Annotated in this window: 21 protein-coding genes; 13 read left to right on the top strand and 8 right to left on the bottom strand. The window is 67.7% G+C overall.

Annotation, left to right across the window (positions count from 1 at the left end; all coding sequences use genetic code 11):
• Nucleotides 1–82 precede the first annotated feature (82 nt).
• Nucleotides 83–2,596: an FtsX-like permease family protein gene (locus K5K93_RS09270; protein WP_222390679.1), complete on the bottom strand. Its 2,514-nt coding sequence runs from the start codon at nt 2,594–2,596 to the stop codon at nt 83–85.
• On the bottom strand, nt 2,593–3,240 hold the full coding sequence (locus tag K5K93_RS09265) for an ATP-binding cassette domain-containing protein (protein WP_222391034.1): 648 nt from the start codon (nt 3,238–3,240) through the stop codon (nt 2,593–2,595). Before K5K93_RS09265 ends, K5K93_RS09270 begins: the two co-directional genes overlap by 4 nt.
• Before the next feature lie 75 nt (nt 3,241–3,315).
• Between K5K93_RS09265 and K5K93_RS09260 the strand changes: the two genes are divergently transcribed.
• The 3 genes from K5K93_RS09260 (at nt 3,316) to K5K93_RS09250 (ending at nt 6,189) form a co-directional block, all read left to right on the top strand.
• Nucleotides 3,316–3,963 carry an arylesterase gene (locus K5K93_RS09260; RefSeq protein WP_059066041.1) on the top strand — a complete coding sequence of 216 codons (648 nt, stop codon included), beginning with the start codon at nt 3,316–3,318 and terminating at the stop codon, nt 3,961–3,963.
• 90 nt (nt 3,964–4,053) lie between these two features.
• Nucleotides 4,054–4,767 (top strand): response regulator transcription factor, encoded by a 714-nt coding sequence (locus tag K5K93_RS09255; RefSeq protein ID WP_002811889.1) that lies wholly within the window; start codon nt 4,054–4,056, stop codon nt 4,765–4,767.
• 150 nt (nt 4,768–4,917) lie between these two features.
• Nucleotides 4,918–6,189: a HAMP domain-containing sensor histidine kinase gene (locus K5K93_RS09250; protein WP_032974932.1), complete on the top strand. Its 1,272-nt coding sequence runs from the start codon at nt 4,918–4,920 to the stop codon at nt 6,187–6,189.
• Between the two features lie 151 nt (nt 6,190–6,340).
• On the opposite strand, the gene K5K93_RS09245 is transcribed toward K5K93_RS09250, so the two are convergent.
• Entirely contained in the window at nt 6,341–7,039 is a 699-nt protein-coding gene (locus tag K5K93_RS09245; protein ID WP_093818938.1) for an SGNH/GDSL hydrolase family protein, read from the bottom strand.
• A gap of 235 nt (nt 7,040–7,274) precedes the next feature.
• On the opposite strand from K5K93_RS09245, the gene K5K93_RS09240 reads away from it, so the two are divergent.
• The 10 genes from K5K93_RS09240 (at nt 7,275) to K5K93_RS09195 (ending at nt 15,238) form a co-directional block, all read left to right on the top strand.
• Nucleotides 7,275–7,670, top strand: a complete 396-nt coding sequence (locus K5K93_RS09240; RefSeq protein WP_025877898.1) for a diacylglycerol kinase — start codon at nt 7,275–7,277, stop codon at nt 7,668–7,670.
• A gap of 32 nt (nt 7,671–7,702) precedes the next feature.
• Nucleotides 7,703–8,452 (top strand): TerC family protein, encoded by a 750-nt coding sequence (locus tag K5K93_RS09235; RefSeq protein WP_059066043.1) that lies wholly within the window; start codon nt 7,703–7,705, stop codon nt 8,450–8,452.
• Nucleotides 8,453–8,707: 255 nt separating this feature from the next.
• Nucleotides 8,708–9,868, top strand: a complete 1,161-nt coding sequence (locus tag K5K93_RS09230) for an MFS transporter (protein WP_222390677.1) — start codon at nt 8,708–8,710, stop codon at nt 9,866–9,868.
• Between the two features lie 540 nt (nt 9,869–10,408).
• Nucleotides 10,409–11,029 (top strand): LemA family protein, encoded by a 621-nt coding sequence (locus K5K93_RS09225; protein WP_025877902.1) that lies wholly within the window; start codon nt 10,409–10,411, stop codon nt 11,027–11,029.
• A gap of 3 nt (nt 11,030–11,032) precedes the next feature.
• On the top strand, nt 11,033–11,917 hold the full coding sequence (locus K5K93_RS09220; RefSeq protein WP_222390676.1) for a TPM domain-containing protein: 885 nt from the start codon (nt 11,033–11,035) through the stop codon (nt 11,915–11,917).
• Nucleotides 11,917–12,411, top strand: coding sequence for a TPM domain-containing protein (locus tag K5K93_RS09215; protein ID WP_222390675.1), 495 nt, complete (start codon nt 11,917–11,919; stop codon nt 12,409–12,411). The genes K5K93_RS09220 and K5K93_RS09215 overlap by 1 nt, the downstream gene beginning before the upstream one ends.
• 84 nt (nt 12,412–12,495) lie before the next feature.
• On the top strand, nt 12,496–13,383 hold the full coding sequence (gene lgt, locus K5K93_RS09210) for a prolipoprotein diacylglyceryl transferase (protein ID WP_222390674.1): 888 nt from the start codon (nt 12,496–12,498) through the stop codon (nt 13,381–13,383).
• Nucleotides 13,380–14,174: a thymidylate synthase gene (locus K5K93_RS09205; RefSeq protein ID WP_222390672.1), complete on the top strand. Its 795-nt coding sequence runs from the start codon at nt 13,380–13,382 to the stop codon at nt 14,172–14,174. Before lgt ends, K5K93_RS09205 begins: the two co-directional genes overlap by 4 nt.
• Entirely contained in the window at nt 14,171–14,734 is a 564-nt protein-coding gene (locus K5K93_RS09200) for a hypothetical protein (RefSeq protein ID WP_222390670.1), read from the top strand. Before K5K93_RS09205 ends, K5K93_RS09200 begins: the two co-directional genes overlap by 4 nt.
• Nucleotides 14,735–14,746: 12 nt before the next feature.
• The gene (locus K5K93_RS09195) at nt 14,747–15,238 is read left to right on the top strand and encodes a dihydrofolate reductase (protein ID WP_093818945.1); all 492 of its coding nucleotides are present in this window, start codon (nt 14,747–14,749) and stop codon (nt 15,236–15,238) included.
• Nucleotides 15,239–15,279: 41 nt separating this feature from the next.
• Here the strand turns inward: K5K93_RS09195 and K5K93_RS09190 are convergent, their stop codons facing one another.
• The 5 genes from K5K93_RS09190 to pdxA are packed head-to-tail and all read right to left on the bottom strand — an operon-like array spanning nt 15,280 to nt 19,124.
• The gene (locus tag K5K93_RS09190) at nt 15,280–15,924 is read right to left on the bottom strand and encodes a DUF1287 domain-containing protein (protein ID WP_222390668.1); all 645 of its coding nucleotides are present in this window, start codon (nt 15,922–15,924) and stop codon (nt 15,280–15,282) included.
• Complete coding sequence (locus K5K93_RS09185; protein ID WP_222390665.1) at nt 15,921–16,931, bottom strand: symmetrical bis(5'-nucleosyl)-tetraphosphatase; 1,011 nt, start codon at nt 16,929–16,931, stop codon at nt 15,921–15,923. Before K5K93_RS09185 ends, K5K93_RS09190 begins: the two co-directional genes overlap by 4 nt.
• Nucleotides 16,932–16,946: 15 nt before the next feature.
• Nucleotides 16,947–17,330, bottom strand: coding sequence for a Co2+/Mg2+ efflux protein ApaG (apaG, locus tag K5K93_RS09180; protein ID WP_025877914.1), 384 nt, complete (start codon nt 17,328–17,330; stop codon nt 16,947–16,949).
• Between the two features lie 13 nt (nt 17,331–17,343).
• Nucleotides 17,344–18,147 (bottom strand): 16S rRNA (adenine(1518)-N(6)/adenine(1519)-N(6))-dimethyltransferase RsmA, encoded by an 804-nt coding sequence (gene rsmA / locus K5K93_RS09175; protein ID WP_025877916.1) that lies wholly within the window; start codon nt 18,145–18,147, stop codon nt 17,344–17,346.
• On the bottom strand, nt 18,144–19,124 hold the full coding sequence (gene pdxA / locus K5K93_RS09170; protein WP_222390663.1) for a 4-hydroxythreonine-4-phosphate dehydrogenase PdxA: 981 nt from the start codon (nt 19,122–19,124) through the stop codon (nt 18,144–18,146). The genes rsmA and pdxA overlap by 4 nt, the downstream gene beginning before the upstream one ends.
• Nucleotides 19,125–19,126 lie beyond the last annotated feature (2 nt).

The following is a 19,126-nucleotide window of genomic DNA, read 5'->3' as shown; positions in this document are numbered from 1 at the left end:
AATGCATCCACGCATGGCGTGGATCTACTCGGCTCGCTGGTAGATCCACGCCATGCGTGGATGCCTTTGCCACAGAACAGCGTCAGGCTTCGCGCAGCGCCAATGCCGGTGGCGTGTGCAGGATCCGCCGGGTGCCCAACCAGCCGGCCAGCAGGCTCAGCGCGATGCCGAGCAGACCACCCAGCACCAGGCCCGGCCACGGCGGCAGCAGCGGCAATTCGAACACCTTCTGCGACACCGCAACGCCGATCACCGCTGCCGCGCCCACCGCCAGCAGCGCCGCCAGCGCGCCCAGCGCACCGAATTCCACCAGCACCGCGCCACGCAGCTGGCGCCGCGTCGCACCCAGCGTGCGCAGCACCGCGCTGTCATAGCGTCGCTCGCCCGCCGTTGCCTGCAGCGCCGCCAGCAGCACCAGCACGCCGGCCAGCAGGCTGAACACCATCACCAGCTGCACCGCCTGCGCCACCCGTTCCATCACATCGCGTACCTGCGAGATCACCGCATCCACGTCCAGCAGCGAGAGGTTGGGCTGCGCACGCACCAGGGCACCCAGTCCCGCCGCTCGGCCGGCCGGTAGATGGAACGCCGACAGCAGGTTGTGCGGTGTATCGCCCACCGCGTTCGGGTTCAACAACACGAAGAAGTTCGGGCGGAAGGTATTCCAGTCCGCCTTGCGCACGCTGGTAACGCTGAACTCGCGCTGCTGCTCGCCCACCGCAATGGTGATGCGGTCACCGGGGTACACGCCGTAGCGCTTGGCCCAGCCGATCTCCACCGAGGCCTCGGCGGCGGTGCTGTCCGGCTTCCAGAACGTGCCGTTGACCAGCGTATTGGCCGGCGGGAACGTGCTGCGCCAACTGAAGTTCAGCGGCCGGTTCTCGTCATCGTCGTCGCGCTGGCCTTCGCCCTGCGGTCGAGTGTCCTCGGCCGGCGTGCGGTCGACCCGCAGCGGTGGCTTGCCGTTGATTGCAATCAGGCGGCCGGTGGCCATCGGTTCGATGCTGGCATCATCCGCACCCAGGCCCTGCAGTGCAGCCAGCACGCTGTCGCGCTGCTCGGGCTGGATGTTGATCAGGAAATAATTGGGCGTGTCCGCAGGCAGGCGCTCGCGCCACTGCTGCAGCAGGCCGGGGCCGATCACCGCCAGCAACAGCAGGGCGCACAGCGACAGTGACAGCCCCACCAGCTGCATCACCGCCAGCATCCGCCGCCGCGTCAGCGCCGCCAGGCCCAGCCGCCAGTTGCCGTGCAGGCGGTGCTGCAGGCCACGCAGCAGCTGCAGCAGCAGGAACCCGACCACGCCCGCGGCCACCGCCAGCCCGGCCAGGCCACCCAGCACCCACAGTGCCAGTTTCAGATCGCCGGTGACCTGCACCGCCAGTACCAGGCTGGCCGCCAGCGCAGCCACATAGGCCAGCAGCGAGGCCGGCGGCAAGGCAGCGAACGAACGGTTGAGCACGCGCATCGGCGGCACGCCACGCAGGCGCAGCAGCGGCGGCAGTCCGAAGCCGAACAGCAGCAACAGGCCGATCCCCGCGCCGGTCAGCGCAGGCATGGCTTCGGGCAGCGGCAGGCGTTGCGGTACCAGGCTGCCCAGGACCTGCACCAGTCCTTCCTGTGCCGCCATGCCCAGGCCGATGCCGATCGCACACGCCGGCACCGCCAGCATCAGCAGCTGCAGGGCCAGGCCGGCCAGGATGTCGCGCTGGCGTGCACCCAGGCAGCGCAGGATCGCCACCTGGTCGATGCGACGCAGCGCGAACCGGTTGGCCGCCAGTGCGGTGGCAACGCCGGCCAGCAGCACCGCCAGCAGCGCGCTCAGGCCGAGGAAACGACCGGCCAGGTCGAAGGCCTGGCGCACACCGCGCTGGGTATCGTTCACGCTGAGCAGGCGCATGCCTTTTACCTGCGGCAGCAGCCATTGCCGGAATGACGCGATGTCGGCGGCAGGGCCGGCGAACATCACCCGGTAGTTGATGCGGCTGCCGGGGCCGAGCAGGCCGGTACCTTCCACATCGGCGCGGTTGACCAGCAGGGTCGGCGACAGCGTCAGCAGGTCGCCACCGGCATCCGGTTCCGATTCGATGATGCCGGCGATGCGCAGCGTGCCCGCACCGAATTCCAGATCGTCGCCGGCCTTCAGGCCCAGTGCCTGCAGCAGGCGTGGGTCGGCATAGGCCTGGCCCTTGGCCGGCATTCCGGCATCGGCGATCAGCGCACCGCCGGGCGTGGCACGCACGCGCAGCGCGCCGCGCAGGGGGTAGCCCGCTTCCACGGCCTTGATGCTGGCCATCTGGCTGGCATCGCCCTGGAACAGTACGCTGCCGAAGCCGGCCAGCCGCGTATGCGCCAGGCCGCGTCGCTGCGCCTCCTCAGCGAACGCGGCGGGCGGGTCATCGCGGCCGGCCACGCCGAGGTCGCCGCCGAGCATTTCCGCTGCGCTGCCGGTCAGTGCCAGGTTGACCCGGTTCACCAGCGTGCCCACCGCCGTCATCACCGCCACGCCCAGCACCAGGGCGGCGAACACCGTCAGCAGGTCACCTGCCAGGGCCTCGCGGCGCAGCGCGCGCCACGCATGCCGCAGCAGGTTCATGCGTCCACTCCATGTTCCACCGGCTGCAGGCGGCCGTTGTCGATGCGATGGATGTACTGGCAGCGCTGTGCCAGGCGCAGGTCGTGGGTGACCAGCACCAGCGTGGTACCGCTGCCGGCATTGAGTTCGAACAGCAGATCGCTGATGTGCTGGCCGGTGGCCTGGTCCAGCGAGCCGGTGGGTTCGTCGGCGAACAGGATGCGCGGGCGGCTGACGAATGCCCGGGCAAGGGCAACACGCTGCTGCTCGCCGCCGGACAACTGCCGCGGGTAGTGGCGGGCACGATGCGAGAGCCCGACCGCAGTCAGCACCTCGTCCACCCGCGTGCGGTCCTCGCGCCCGGCCAGTTCCAGCGGCAGCGCGATGTTCTCGGCCGCCGTCAGCGCCGGCAGCAGATGGAAGCTCTGGAAGACGAAGCCGACGTCGCGCGCGCGCAGCTGTGCACGCGCTTCTTCGTCCAGTGCCGTCAGATCCTGGCCCGCCAGCGCGATGTGGCCACGGCTGGGCAGGTCCAGCCCGGCCAGCAGGCCGAGCAGGGTGGTCTTGCCGGAACCAGAGGCGCCGACGATGGCCACGCTGGTGCCTTCATGGACGGTCAGGGTGATGTTGTCCAGTATGTGGACTTCACCCTCCGGGCCATGCACGGATTTGCCGACCTGGTCGACGGCGATGGCGACGGGCGCGCTGCGGGGGGACAGGCTGTCGATGAGGAGACTCCAATGCACAAGACGGAATGGAGCCGGCAAGCCGGCGCAATGATGATGCTGCTGCTAGGGTTGCTGCTGTTGCCGGCACTGGCGTGTGCCAAAGGTCCGGGCGGCGGTACCGTGCTGGTGCTCGGTGACAGCCTCAGTGCCGCCCACAATATCCCGGCCGATGCCGGCTGGGTCAGCCTGCTGCAGCAGCGGGTCAGGCAGCAGTCGAAAACCCCGCCGCGCATCGTCAACGCCAGCATGAGCGGGGAAACCACCGCTGGCGCGCTGACCCGCCTGCCGGGCCTGCTTGGCCGCGAGAAGCCCACGGTGGTGGTGATCGCCCTTGGTGGCAACGATGCGCTGCGCGGGCTGACCCCGGCGCAGGTGCAGGGCAACCTGGAAAAGATGGTGCAGGCCAGCCAGAAGGCCGGTGCCAAGGTGCTGCTGCTGGGCATCGATGTGCCGCCCAATTATGGGCCAGGCTACCGCCAGCGCCTGGCTGCGGCGTACCGGGCACTGGCCACGCAGTACAAGGTGCCGTTGCTGCCGTTCCTGCTGGAAGGCGTGGCCCTGCAGCCCGGCTTGATGCAGGCCGACGGCCTGCATCCCACCGCCCAAGCGCAGCCGAAGGTGCTGGACAACGTCTGGCCGCTGCTGAAACCGCTGCTGTGAGCACGCCATCTTCTTTTCATTGACGCAACTTCACATCGCGTGCACCGTCGATCGGGCATGTTTCACAAAGCTGAAGAAAGAGGGATTCTCATGCGTCAGACGAAGGAGACTTCCGGCTTGGTGCTGGTGGTCGAAGACAACCGCAATATCTCCGAGATGATCGGTGAATACCTGGAAGGCCGTGGCTTCGAGGTCGACTATGCGCAGGATGGCCTGGACGGCTACCGTCTGGCTGCCGAGAACAGCTACGACGTCGTCGTGCTGGACCTCATGCTGCCGCGGCTGGATGGCATCGAAGTGTGCCGCCGGCTGCGCAACGATGCGCGCAAGTCGACCCCGGTGCTGATGCTGACCGCGCGCGACACGCTGGATGACAAGCTCACCGGGCTTGGCTTTGGTGCCGACGATTACCTGACCAAGCCGTTCGCGATCCAGGAACTGGAAGCCCGCCTGCGCGCGCTGATCCGCCGCGAACGTCGCCAGGTGGGTTCGGAAGTGCTCAAGGTCGCCGACCTGGTGCTCGATCCGGTCAGCATGCGTGCCACCCGTGCCGGCACCGAGCTGCAGCTGTCGCCGATCGGCCTGCGCCTGCTGACCATCCTGATGCGTGAATCGCCGCGTGTGGTCACCCGCCAGGAAATCGAACGCGAGATCTGGGGCAACGGCCTGCCTGATTCGGACACGTTGCGCAGCCATCTGTACAACCTGCGCAAGATCATCGACAAGCCGTTCGATCGGCCGCTGCTGCACACCGTGCAGAGCGCGGGCTATCGCATCGCCGATATCGCCCAGCCGATGGCCTGATCGACGTCGTGCCGGTGTTGCAGCAGAACCGGCACGGCCGTGGTCGGCAGGGAAGGGGTGAACGTTCCGGATACCGGGTCGTCATCGTCCATGCACGATCACGGCACAGCGCGCTGCCTATAATCGCAGCGCTCTGACCGGGACACCGCAATGCCGCACGGCCTGCCGCGCAAGATCCGTATCGCTTTCATCCTGCAAGCCGTGCTGGCCAGCCTGGGTATCCTGCTGGGTGCCTGGCTGGTTTCGCTGGTGATCAAGCACAGCCTGGTGGGCGCTGCCCTGCGCGAAGAAGCGGCGTACTACTGGACACTGCACGAGGCCTCGCCCGTGCAGCCGCCGCCCAACACCCAGAACATCCGTGGCTACCTGCTGGAACGCGGGCAGTCCAGCCTGTCACTGCCGGCCAACCTGCGCACGTTGGAACCGGGTTTCCACGAACTGCCCGACGATGATCAGCTGGTGCTGGTCGACGCCCGCGAAGAGGGGCGCCTGTACCTGGTGTTCCTGCGCTCGCGCGCGGAGATGCTGGCGTTCTGGTTCGGCATCGTGCCGGTGCTGCTGACCCTGCTGGCGGTATATGGCGCCTCCTGGATCACCTACCGTGCCTCCAAACGCCTGGTATCGCCGGTGAACTGGCTGGCGCGTCGTGTCTCGCGCTGGGATCCGGGCCATCCGGAAGCGGCCGACCTGGAGCCGAACAAGCTGCCGGCGGACATGCAGGGCGAGACCCGGCAGCTGGCGGCGGCGCTGCATTCGCTGGCCAACCGGGTCACCGCGCACGTGGCGCGCGAGCGCAACTTCACCCGTGATGCCAGCCATGAACTGCGCACGCCGCTGACGGTCATCCGCGTGGCCAGCGACATGGCGCTGGGCGATGAAAGCCTGGAGCCGCGCCTGCGCCGCAGCCTGCAGCGCATCCAGCGTGCCGGGCGGGACATGGAAGCGGTGATCGATGCCTTCCTGATCCTGGCCCGTGAGGCGGACGTCGAGCCGCAGGTGGAACTGTTCGACGTCAACGACATCGTCCGTTACGAAGTGGACAACGCCAACGAGCTGCTGGTGGGACGGCCGCTGGCGGTGCACCTGCACAGCGACGCGGCCGTGCAGCTGCACGCACCGCCGCGGGTGCTGCAGGTGGTGGTCAGCAACCTGGTGCGCAACGCCTGCAGCTATACCGACGAAGGCCGCATCGACGTGCACGTGCACAACGACCGGGTAGTGGTGAGCGATACCGGCATCGGCATGTCCGCCGACGCGCTGTCGCGTGCGTTCGAGCCGTTCTATCGTGCCGATCCCAGCCGACCGCAGGGCACTGGCCTGGGGCTGTCGATCGTGCGCCGCCTGTGTGACCGCTTCGGCTGGAAGGTCAGCCTGGCCAGCGAGCTGGGCAAGGGCACCGAGGCGACGGTGATTTTCCGCTGAGGGCCGCTTGCCAGTTCGGTAGTTGCCGACCCTGGTCGGCGCTTTCACTGGGATGCAGGTGGACGCATTCATGCCAACCAAGGTTGGCAACTACCGGAGCACGCGCGTTGTCGCGGTAGTGCCGGCCGCTGGCCGGCAACCTCGGGATCAATCAGTTGCAGTTGACCTTCGGCGCCAGCGCCTTGGTCCAGATCGCATAGCCGGCCGGGGTCATGTGCAGCATGTCCTCGCGGAACAACGACGCATCGGGCTGGCCGTCGGCCCCGAGCATCGGTGTGTAGATGTCGGTGTAGCCGGTGTTGGGCAGCTTCGCCAACGCGGCCTTGATCTTCGCGTTGGCGTCGATGATCGCCGGCAGCAGGTGCGCCCGCGATGGGCTGGGCTTGATGGAGACGTATTCCACCTTCGTCTGCGGCAGGTCGCGATGCACGCGCTGCACGAAGGCCACCACGTCATCGCGTACCTGGGTTGCGCTGCGGCCACTGTTGAGATCGTTGTCGCCGGCGTAGAAGAACACCTTGCAAGGCGCGTACGGCACGATGGCCTGGCCGGCGTACCAGGTGCTGTCGCGTACTTCCGAACCTCCGAAGCCGCGGTTGAACACCGGTTGCCCCGGGAAATCCCGGGCCAGGCTGTCCCACATGCGGAAGGACGAGCTGCCGATGAACTCGATGCCACCACGCGGCGGCGGATTGGTCCGGTCGGCGGCGGCGAAGGCGTTCATGTCGGCGGCCCAGGCCACGTTGGAGACCTGCGCAGGGATCTGCGGCGGCGCCGGCGGGCTCAGGGCCTGGGCCAGCGGCGCGGCCAGCAGGCCGAGCAGGATCAGGCAGGTGCGGGGACGGGTCATCGGGCACTCCGGCAGGGCAGGGGGTATCCATCATAGAAGCTGGGCTGGCCCCGCGCTTGGCCGTGCTGGGCCGTTTGCGGGGTCGTTCGCAGGGCCTCGCGGCGGGGCGTGCGGGGTGCCATTGCCGCCCTTGTGGCAAAATGGGGGCAGTCTGCCTATCCCTGTGCACCCATGATTTCCTGCCGTGCGTCTGAGCGGTCGCTGCGCCGCGCCCCTGTTGCTGGATCCATCACCCGTGGCTGATCAGTTCGGCCACATGCCCCGCGGCCCGCGCCGCATCTTCCAGGCGGCCCGCTGGTCCTGGCAGGGCCTGCGTGCTGCCTGGCTGCACGAGTCCTCGTTCCGGCTGGAGGTCTACCTGCTGGTGCTGCTGACCCCGCTGGCGATCTGGCTGGGCCAGACCCCGGTGGAGCGCGCGCTGATGATCGGCTCGATGCTGCTGGTGCTGGCGATGGAGCTGGCCAATTCGGCCATCGAGGCGGTGATCGAGCGCTATGGCGCGGAAATCCACGAACTGGCCGGCCGCGCCAAGGACATGGGCTCGGCGGCGGTGTTCGTGCTGATGATGAACGTGCTGCTGTGCTGGGCCCTGGTGCTGGTGCCGCGGTTGTTCCCGGCCAGCGTCGGCTGATCCTTCTTCCTCCCCCTTGTTGAAGACTACCCATGTCCCTTGAGTTTCTCGCCGATCCGAATGTCTGGTTGACCCTGTTCACCTTGAGCGCGCTGGAAATCGTGCTCGGCATCGACAACCTGGTGTTCATCTCCATCGCCGTCAGCAAGCTGCCGGAAAACCGCCGCCCGTTCGCGCGCCGCCTCGGCATCGCGGTGGCCTGCATCACCCGTATCGGCCTGCTGGTCTCGCTGGCGTATCTGGCGCACATGCAGGCGAACCTGTTCACCGTGGCCGGCATGGGCATCTCCATCCGCGACCTGGTGCTGATCGTCGGTGGCCTGTTCCTGATCATCAAGGGCTGGATGGAGATCAAGGAGATGATCACCGGTGGCGAGGACGAGGACCCGACCACCACCAAGACCTCGGCCGTGTTCGGCTACGTGATCGCGCAGATCGCGGTCATCGACATCGTGTTCTCGCTGGATTCGGTGATCACCGCCGTCGGCATCGCCGACCACGTGCCGGTGATGGTGGCGGCGATCCTGTTGTCGGTGGCGGTGATGCTGCTGGCGGCCAACCCGCTGGGCCGCTTCATCGATGCCAACCCGACCGTGAAGATGCTGGCCCTGGCCTTCATCCTGCTGATCGGCGCGGTGCTGATCCTGGACGGCCTGGACGTGCACGTGCCCAAGCCCTACATCTACGCGGCGATGGGCTTCTCGGTGCTGGTGGAGTGGCTGAACCTGCTGATGCGCCGCCGCGCACGCGAACACCACGTGCCGGGCGCCGGCGACTGGTAAGCAAGCGAGACAGAACCCCCGGCCCGGCCGGGGGTTCTGCGTTTCAGGAGCCGCTGCGCTCGCCGGGCACGGCCCGGCGCTACCGAAGCGTGGGCGATGCCCGGCGTGGCTTCTTCCCGCAATGCCGGCTTGCACCCTCCACTTGTGAATCGGGATCAACACTGTTTTCCCGCGTAGTGGCTTACTCCCGGCCGGCAAAGCGCGCAGGCTACGCGCTCATTTTCCACAGGGCCTGCCCCCACGCAGGCAATCCCCATGAATTCCAGAGCCGCATTGCTGGCCCTCGCCGTCGGCGCCTTCGCCATTGGCACCACCGAGTTCACGCCGATGGGCCTGCTGCCGGTCATCGCCAACGGAGTGGGGGTCAGCATCCCCACCGCCGGCATGCTGATCACCGCCTATGCGGTGGGCGTGATGCTGGGCGCACCGGTGATGACCCTGCTGATGGGACGCTTCGGCAAGCGCACCGCGCTGATGCTGCTGATGTCGATCTTCGTCATCGGCAACCTGCTGTCGGCGCTGGCCCCGAACTACGGCCTGCTGCTGCTGTCACGGCTGGTGACCAGTCTCAATCACGGTGCGTTCTTCGGCATCGGCGCGGTGGTCGCCGCCAGCCTGGTGCCGAAGGAGAAGCAGGCCGCGGCGGTGGCGACGATGTTCATGGGCCTGACCATCGCCAACATCGGTGGCGTGCCGCTGGCGACCTGGGTCGGCCAGCAGCTGGGCTGGCGCCTGGCCTTTGCCGGCACCGCCATACTCGGTGTGGTTGCGATCACCGCGTTGGCCATGGCACTGCCGCCGTCAGCCGCGGGCGCGCGCCCGGATGTGCGGCGTGAACTGAAATCGATCATGCAGCCGCAGGTGCTGCTGGCGATGGCCACCACGGTGCTGGGTGCAGGTGCGATGTTCACCCTCTACACCTACGTGGCGCCGGTGCTGACTGAACTGACCGGTGCGTCGAATGCCTTCATCGCGCTGTCGCTGGCATTGATCGGCATCGGTTTCACCTTCGGCAACGGCATCGGCGGGCGCATGGCCGACTGGTCGCTGGACGGCGCCACCCGGATCCTGCTGGCGGTACTTGCGGTGCTGATGTTCGTGCTGCCGCTGGCCTTCATGAGCCACGCGACTGCGGCGCTGGGTGTACTGCTGTTCGGTGCGGCGACCTTCGCCATCGTGCCGCCGTTGCAGATCCGGGTGATGCAGGCGGCCAGCGAGGCGCCGGGCCTGGCGTCGTCGATCAACGTCGGTGCATTCAACCTCGGCAATGCACTGGGCGCGGCGCTGGGTGGTGCGGTGATCAGCCTGGGGCTGGGGTACGCGGCGATTCCGGTGGCCGGTGGCCTGCTGGCGGCGTCGGCGCTGCTGCTGGCGTGGCTGGGGCGGGCACGCGCGCCGGTGGCTGAGGCTTGCTGAGGGACGTGTTCCGGCAGGGCTTGCAGCCCTGCACCCGCAGAATCCAGAGCAACAGCAACAGCCTGCATTCCGTGGGTTGGCGGGGTGGGTCCGGTTGAGGGGGACGGCGTAAATACGTCCATGTAGCCTCGGTCGCGCCATCCATGGCGCTCACGCCCCCTCAACCGGACCCACCCCGCCTTCGACAGGTTCCTGCGATCTGTTGGAACCTGCTGCTGATGGTGGGGGCCGACCGTTGGTCGGCACGAATGCCCGGAGCATGGGCTTTCGCTTTTGCTCTTTTTTGATCTTCCCGCGGTGCGCAGGAAACCGTCCGTGGCCGGGAGGGTGGGTTGGCTGGGGGCGTGAGCCGCATGGATGCGGCGACCGAGCTTACATGGACGTACTTGCAGCGTCCCCCAGCCAACCCACCCTCCCGGCCCACCCGAGCTGGCTGGACCACACCGCGGAGGGGGCGGCGCCCGATGGCCGGCACTCTCCACACGTCCGTTAACACCGACCATGGCATGCTCGGCGCTCAGTCCACCCGGAGCCTTGGCCATGCGCCTGCTGACCCGCCTCATCCCATTGCTGCTGCTGGCCTCCCTGCTGTCCGGCTGCGGCTACAACGCCATCCAGCAGAAGGACGAAGCGGTCAAGGCCAGCTGGTCCGAAGTGCTCAACCAGTACAAGCGCCGCGCCGACCTGGTGCCCAACCTGGTGCAGACCGTGAAAGGTTTCGCCAGCCAGGAAGAACGCGTGCTGACCGAAGTCACCAACGCCCGTTCGCGCGTTGGCCAGATCAACGTCAACGCCGACGATGAAGCCTCGCTCAAGCAGTTCCAGCAGGCCCAGGGCGAACTGGGCAGTGCGCTGTCGCGCCTGCTGGTGGTTACCGAGAACTACCCGGTGCTGAAGTCCGACCAGAACTTCCGCGACCTGCAGGCGCAGCTGGAAGGCACCGAGAACCGCATCACCGTTGCCCGTGGCCGCTACATCCAGCAGGTGCAGGACTACAACACCTACATCCGCTCGTTCCCGCAGCTGATCACCGCCAAGATCTTCGGCTACCAGCCCAAGCCGAACTTCACCGTGGAAAACGAAGCGCAGATCTCCAACGCGCCGGCGGTTGATTTCGGCAACGCGCCGCAGCAGCAGCCGGCTCCGGCTCCGGGCCACTGACCGATGCGCTTGGCCGCCACACTGCTGGCCCTGCTGCTGTGGTTGCCGTTGACCGTGCAGGCGCAGACGCTGGCGCCGATTCCGGCGCTGGATTCGCCGGTGGTCGACACCACCGGCACCCTGGATGCGGCGCAGAAGCAGGCGCTGGTGCAGCAGGCGCTGGACCTGCAGCAGCGCAAGGGCAGCCAGATGCAGGTGCTGGTGGTGCCGACCACGCAGCCGGAAGACATCGCCCAGTACACCACCCGGGTGTTCGACCAGTGGCAGATCGGTCGCAAGGGCGTGGATGACGGCGTGCTGCTGGTGGTGGCCAAGGACGATCGGCGGGTGCGCATCGAACCGGGCTATGGCCTGGAAGGCGCGATTCCCGACGCGATCGCCAACCGGGTGATCCAGGAGTACCTGGTGCCACGCTTCCGCGCCAATGACTATGCCGGTGGCATCACCGAGGCCACGGCGGTGCTGGTGAGGATCATCGACGGCGAAGCCCTGCCGGCGCCGATCAGCAGCCAGCAGGGACGCGCCCCGGACGGGGACGGTGATACCTGGATCCTGGCGTTGTTCATCGGCGTGTTCGCCGGCAGCATCCTGCGCGGCGTGTTCTCGCGGGTACCGCGTCCGCTGCGTGGCCTGCTGGGTGGTGCTGGTGCGGCGGTAGCCGCCTTCCTGTTCACTTCCACCTTGCTGGCCAGTGGCCTGGCCGGCGTGGTGGGCCTGGTGGTGGCGATGTTGTCCGGCCATCCGGGGCGTTTCGCCGGCGGTGGCGGTTGGGGCGGAGGCAGCTGGGGCGGCGGCGGCTTCGGTGGCGGGGGTGGGTTTGGCGGTGGCGGCGGCTGGGGCGGCGGTGGTGGCCGTTCCGGCGGCGGCGGCGCGTCGGGAGGCTGGTGATGATCCAACGTCTGTGCAGGCATCTGTTTTCGCCGTCAGTAAGGCGGGCGTTCCCGCCGGCCACGCTGCAGGCGATCACCGAAGCGATCGCCGCGGGCGAGCAGCGCCATGGCGGCCAGGTGATGTTTGCCGTGGAGGCCGACCTGCCGCTGCATGCGCTGTGGCACAAGGTCACCCCGCGGCAGGCGGCCGAGCATGCCTTCGCGCACCTGCGCACCTGGGATACCGCGCACAACAACGGCGTGCTGATCTACCTGCTGCTGGCCGACCACGCCATCGAGATCGTGGCCGACCGTGGCCTGCACGGGCGGGTCGCGCCCGAGCAGTGGCAGCGGGTCTGCACGCATCTGCGCGAAGGCCTGCGCGGCTCGCAGCCGGTGGCGGCGCTGCGCGATGCCATCGACGAGGTTTCCTCCCTGGTGGAAGGGCACTTTCCGGCCTCGGCGCGGTCCGATCAGGACGGCCTGCCGGACACGCCGCAGATCCTGGGCTGAAGCCCGGCAATCGGGCGACGGCGGCCACCACGAGGCCGCTCCCGGGCGGCGCTAGAATATCGGCATCCCTGCAAGGCGCCCTTCATGATCTATTTCCACGACATCGACCCCATCGCCCTCTCGTTGGGACCGATCAAGGTGCACTGGTACGGCATCATGTACCTGCTTGGCTTCACCGCCGCCTGGCTGCTGGGGCGCAAGCGGATCGCCGACGGGCGCCTGCCGGGCGTCGACGCCAACGGCTTCTCCGACCTGCTGTTCTACGCCATGCTCGGCGTAGTGCTGGGCGGGCGCATCGGCTACATGCTGTTCTACGCGCTGGGCGATTTCCTGCACAACCCGCTGCTGCTGTTCAAGGTATGGGATGGCGGCATGAGCTTCCACGGCGGCCTGCTCGGCGTCATCGCGGCCTGCTGGTGGTGGTCGCGCAAGCATGCGCTGCACTTCTTCGACACCATGGATTTCATGGCGCCGCTGGTGCCGCTGGGCCTGGGCTTTGGCCGCATCGGCAACTTCATCGGCGCCGAGCTGTGGGGCAAGTACACCGACGGCAGCTGGGGCGTGGTGTTCCCGTCCGGCCTGCCGGCACCGTTGAACCAGCTCGACCACGCCACCCTGCAGTCGCAGTTCGCCAGCGGTGCGCTCAACCAGTTCGCGCGCCATCCGTCGCAGCTGTATGAAGCGCTGCTGGAAGGGCTGGTGATGTTCGCGGTGTTGTGGACAGTGTCGGCCAAGCCGCGCCATCGCTATCTCGTCGGCGGCCTGTTCGCGCTGCTGTATGGCATCTTCCGCTTCGCCGTGGAGTTCGTGCGCATGCCCGACAACGGCGTCTACGTGGCCTTCGGCTGGCTGACCAAGGGGCAGATCCTGTGCGTGCCGCTGATCGCCTTCGGCCTGGTGCTGCTGGTGATGTCGCGCCGCGCGCCGGTGCTGCAGCCGCGGCCGCTGGTGACGGCAGAGGGCAAGGCATGAAGGCCTACCTGGACCTGCTCTCGCACGTGCTCGAACACGGCGCGGAGAAGAGCGACCGCACCGGTACCGGCACCCGCAGCGTGTTCGGCTGGCAGATGCGCTTCAACCTCAACGACGGCTTCCCGCTGGTCACCACCAAGAAGCTGCACCTGCGCTCGATCATCCACGAGCTGCTGTGGTTCCTGAAGGGCGATACCAACATCGGTTACCTCAAGGACAACCAGGTGCGCATCTGGGACGAGTGGGCCGATGCGAACGGCGACCTCGGCCCGGTGTACGGCAAGCAGTGGCGCAGCTGGGCCACGGCCGACGGCGGCCAGATCGACCAGATGCAGTGGCTGGTGGAGGAGATCAAGCGCAATCCGGATTCGCGGCGGCTGGTGGTCAGTGCCTGGAACGTGGGCGAGCTCTCGCAGATGGCGTTGATGCCGTGCCACAACCTGTTCCAGTTCTACGTGGTCGACGGCAAGCTCAGCTGCCAGCTGTACCAGCGCAGTGGCGACATCTTCCTCGGCGTACCGTTCAACATCGCCAGCTACGCATTGCTGACCCACATGGTGGCGCAGGCCACCGGCCTGGGCGTCGGCGATTTCGTGCACACGCTGGGCGACGCGCACCTGTATTCGAACCACTTCGAGCAGGCCCGCGAGCAGCTGTCGCGTGAACCGCGCGCGCTGCCCACGCTGTGGTTGAACCCGGAGGTGAGCGATCTGTTCGGCTTCCAGTTCGATGACATCCGCATTGATGGCTACGATCCGCATCCGGCGATCAAGGCGCCGGTGGCGGTATGAGCGCGCGCCCACGCGTTGCGGCACTGCTGGCGTTGGCTGGCCTGGCGCCGCTGAGCCTGGTGCAGGCGGCGCCTGCAGACACCCTCGCATTGGCCCGGCAGGTCAACGAGCAGATCGTGCACAAGCACATGCGCGGGGAATTGCAGAGCTTCGTCCGGACGCTCGATGGCAGCGCGCCACTGCCCAGCGACATGCCAGTCGGCTGCCAGGCACAGGTGCGCGAGGCGGTGACCGGCATGTACGCGGCGATGGCCGAACACCTGAAGGCTGGCATCGAAGAGACCGCCTACCAGCATGAGCTCGAGCAGCGCCTGGCGGTGGTCTATTCCAGCAAGGAACTGCAGGGATTCCTGGCGCGCAGCGGCAGCACCGACGTTGCCACGCTGTCCAGGGACATCCTGTCGGGACCGGGCCTGAAGGAGATCGAGGACGCGCAGATGCAGAGGATCCTTGAAGGCCTGGACGAGAATTCCACGTCGAACCCGGCGCTGGCTGCAGCGCTGCGCGCGGCCAGTGCCGCCAACGAGGCCTGTACACGCCTGCAGATCGACGCCGGCTGAGGAGGCCACACCTTGAAACTTTCGATGATCGTGGCACTGGATCGCAATCGTGGCATCGGCCAGGGCAATGCCATGCCCTGGCACCTGCCGGACGACTTCAGGCACTTCAAGGCGTTGACCCTGGGCAAGCCGATCCTGATGGGGCGCAGGACCGCCGAATCGATTGGCCGCGTGCTGCCCGGTCGAACGAACCTGGTGCTGACCCGCAGCGGCCAGGTGCCGTTCGAGGGCATGCGCGCGGTGGCCTCGCTGGACGAGGCGAAAGCGATTGCAGAGGGCGAGGGCGCCAGCGAGCTGTGCATCATTGGTGGCGGCGAGATCTTCGGCCAGCTGCTGGACCAGGCCAGTGATCTGTACCTGACCTGGGTGGACGCCGAAGTACCGGCCGATACCCACTTCCCGGAGGTGGATGAGCGCCTCTGGCAGGAGGTGGCCAGTGAACCGCACCCGGCCGATGAGCGTCACGCCTACGCGTTCCGCTTCGTGCATTACGTCCGCCGCTGAGGCGTGGAAAGCCGGGCCGTGCCCGGCTCTACAGGATCGTTTTACGGCATCCGGTAGTGGCCGATGATGGTGTGCTGGAACAGCAGGTTCTCTTCCCGCGTACCGCGCGCGATGTTGTGCAGTACCAGCGGCGTGCCGTCGGCCAGGCGCCGGTCGGAAACGATGCCTACGTGCAGCAGGCCGTTGCCGTTGAGCTTCCAGGCCACGATGTCGCCGGCAGCGAAGTCGCTGGCGCGGGCACTGATCGGTTGCTGCCAGCCGTGGCGGTCGAACCAGCGCATCAGGTTGGGCACGCGCCGGTGGTCGATGTTCCGATCCGGTCGGGACAGGCCCCAGAGGGGCGGATAGGCGCTGAAATCAGCGCGCATGTCTTCGTTCACGCGGACCTGCAGGTCCAGCCCCTGCGTACGCAGGGCGCGGACCACCACGTCGGTGCATACGCCGCGATCAGCGGGCACGTCGCCACCGGGGTAGGCCAGTACCTGATAGGCAGGGTCGTAGCGGGTGGTGACGCCGACCTGTGCGCGCGCGGCAGCGACCAGCGGCGGCGAAGGTGCAGGAGCTGATGCAGGGGCGGCGGTAGCGTCGGCGCCGACGGTCGCTGGCGACGATGAGGGCTGGCAGCCGCTGGCCAGGGCCAGCATCAGCAGCAGCACCGTCCATGGTGCGCGGTTGCCGGGCGTCATGCCGAAGGAGGCGTTCCGTTGTTGTTGCCACCACCGCCACCACCACCACGGCGGCGGCGCCGGCGCGGACCACGGTTGCCCGGGGCGCCAGCCGTTGCAGCGTTGCCGTTGCCCTGGCTGTTGTCCTTGCCTGCCGTGCGCTCGTGTGCCGGTCGCGCGGGCGGCCGCGCGTTGGCGACCGGTGCCGGCACGTCGCGTCCCGGTACCTGCACCACGCGCAGCTCATCGGTGTCGAGCTGGATCGCGGTGAGCTTGCCACCCCACACGGCACCGGTGTCGATCGCGTGGATGCCCTGGGTGATGGTCAGGCCGAGCGCGGACCAGTGGCCGCAGACCACCTTCAGGTCGCGCTCGACCCGGCCCGGCACTTCGAACCAGGGATACAGCCCCTGTTCCTGGGTGCCCGGCGTGCCCTTGTCCTCGATGCCGATGCGGCCGCGCGAGGTGCAGTAGCGCATGCGCGTGAGCACGTTGATGATCGCCCGCGAGCGCTCGTAGCCGGTCAGGTTCGGCGCCCAGCTGGGCTTGTCGCCGTACATGTTGCGGAACAGCTTGCGGTAGCCGGCGCCGTGCAGCTGCACTTCCACTTCGGCCGCATGCTTCTCGGCCATCTGCGTGGTCCACTTCGGCGCAAGGCCGGCATGCACCATCATCCAGCCAAGCTCACGGTCCACGTGCACCAGCTTCTGCAGGCGCAGCCAGTCCAGCAGCACGTCGCGGTCTTCGGCCTGGACGATGCGCAGCAGGTCCGGGTTGACCTTGCGCTGTTCTTCCTCGGTGCGCGCACCGACGGCCAGCAGGGAAAGGTCGTGGTTGCCGAGCACCACCACGCTGTGTTCGCGCAGCGAATGCACCAGCCGCAGCGTTTCCAGTGACTGTCCACCGCGGTTGACCAGGTCGCCGCAGAACCACAGGGTGTCCTGCGACGGATCGAACCGGATCTTCTCCAGCAGGCGCTGGGTTACGTCATAGCAGCCTTGCAGGTCGCCGATCGCCCATACACTCATCGTTCGGCCTCCGTGTCAGTGCAGGGTGCGCGGGATGGCCAGCACGAAGGGTGCGACCGGCGCGGCGAATTCGGTGCCGTCGTCGGCCACCATGTCGTAATGGCCCTGCATCGTGCCGTGCTCGGTGCCGAGCATGACACCCGAGGTGTAATGGAAGTCTTCACCCGGACGCAGTCGCGGCTGTTCGCCGATCACGCCATCGCCATCGACATGCTCGACGCGGCCATTGGCATCGGTGATGCGCCAATGGCGTGCGACCAGGCGCGCGGCAACCCGGCCCTGGTTGTGGATGCGGATCGTATAGGCGAACGCATAACGACCGTCTTCCGGCGCGGATTGGTCGTCGAGGAAGCGCGGGGCGACTTCGACGGAGATGGCATAAACGTCAGCGTCTTCCATACCGGCAGTGTAATCAGGTGGCATTGGCCAAAGCGATGAATTCAGCCACGTCCAGCTGTTCGGCGCGGGCATCGGGGCGCACGCCGGCGGCCACGAACTGCTCGGCGCTGACCACGTTGTTCAGGGCATTGCGCAGGGTCTTGCGGCGTTGGCCGAAGGCGGCCTTGACCACCTCGGCGAAGCGCTTGTGGTCCTTGATGTCGATGCTGGCCGGGTCGCGCGGCACCAGGCGCACCACGGCCGAATCGACCTTCGGCGGCGGCCTGAACGCACCCGGCGGCACCACGAACAGCGAGGTCACCTCGCAGTAGGCCTGCAGCATCACGCTGAGGCGGCCGAACACCTTGCTGCCGGGACCGGCAGCCATGCGGTCGACCACTTCCTTCTGCAGCATGAAGTGCATGTCCGAGACCACCGCAGCATGTTCCAGTGCATGGAACAGGATGGGCGAGGAGATGTTGTAGGGCAGGTTGCCGACCAGGCGGATCGGCTGGCCGTCGGCCAGCTCGGTGAAATCGACCCGCAGCACGTCGCGGTTGACGATGGTCAGTTCACCCAGCGGCTCGGCGGCGGCGGTCAACGGCGCGATCAGGTCGCGGTCGAACTCGATCACCGTCATCTTCGGGTGTACGCGCAGCAGCGGCAGGGTGATCGCACCCTGGCCCGGGCCTATCTCGACCAGGCGGTCGCCGTCCTTGGGATTGACCGCCATCACGATCTTGTCGATGTAGTAGCGGTCGGCAAGGAAGTGCTGGCCGAGCTGCTTCTTGGCCGGGGCGGAAAACACCGGGCCGGAGGGGGAATGCGGGGAAGTCATGTGCTCAGTGTACGTTGCCGCGCCAGCCGCGCACACAGCGTTGTGGCGGCCTGCAGGCTGGAAGGATCGGCAATGCCGCGGCCGGCAAGATCCAGCGCGGTGCCGTGGTCGACCGCCACGCGCGGATAGGGCAGGCCCAGGGTCAGGTTCACCGCCTGCTCGAAGCCGGAGTACTTCAGCACCGGCAGGCCCTGGTCGTGGTACATGGCCAGCACGGTGTCGAAGCCGGCCAGCTTGGCCGGCAGGAACGCGGTATCGGCCGGCAGCGGACCGATCAGGTCCATGCCCTCGCTGCGCAGGCGCTGCAGCAGCGGGATGACCAGGTCCAGTTCCTCGCGGCCGAGGTGGCCGTCTTCGCCGGCATGCGGGTTCAGGCCAAGCACGGCGATGCGCGGTGCGGCCAGGCCGAACTCGCGGCGCAGCGCGGCATGCACGGTGCGTAGGGTGTGTTCCAGGCCGGGCGCGGTGATCGCATCGGCAACCTCACGCAGCGGCAGGTGGGTCGTGGCCAGGGCAACGCGGACGATGTCGTTGGCCAGCATCATCACCACCTTCACCCCGGCCTGGTCGGCCAGCAGTTCGGTGGTGCCGCTGTAGGCGATGCCGCCCTGGTTGATCACCGCCTTGTGCACCGGGCCGGTCACCACGCCGTGCAGTTCACCGGACAGGCAGGCCTGGCCCGCACCGAGCAGGGCGCCGATCACCGCACCTGCGTTGGCAGGGTCGGTGTGGCCGAAATGGCTGGGGACGCTGTTGCCGACGGCGCGCAGGCGCAGATCGCCGGGGACGCGTGCGTGTGCATCCTCGGGCAGCAGTTGCAGGGGGAGATCCAGCGCGGCTGCGGCCGCGCGCAGGGTGTCCGGATCGGCGAATGCCAGCAGCCGGCAATCATCGCGCGGCTGCTGGACCAGTCGGACACAAAGTTCCGGGCCGATCCCGGCGGGCTCGCCCGGTACCAGAGCGAGCTCGGGGAGCATGG

It is taken from the genome of Stenotrophomonas sp. DR822, assembly GCF_019793815.1.
GTDB classification, from domain to species: Bacteria; Pseudomonadota; Gammaproteobacteria; order Xanthomonadales; family Xanthomonadaceae; genus Stenotrophomonas; species Stenotrophomonas indicatrix.
The sequence above is the reverse complement of the archived record's forward strand: the minus strand, read 5'-3'. Positions and strand labels throughout refer to the sequence as shown.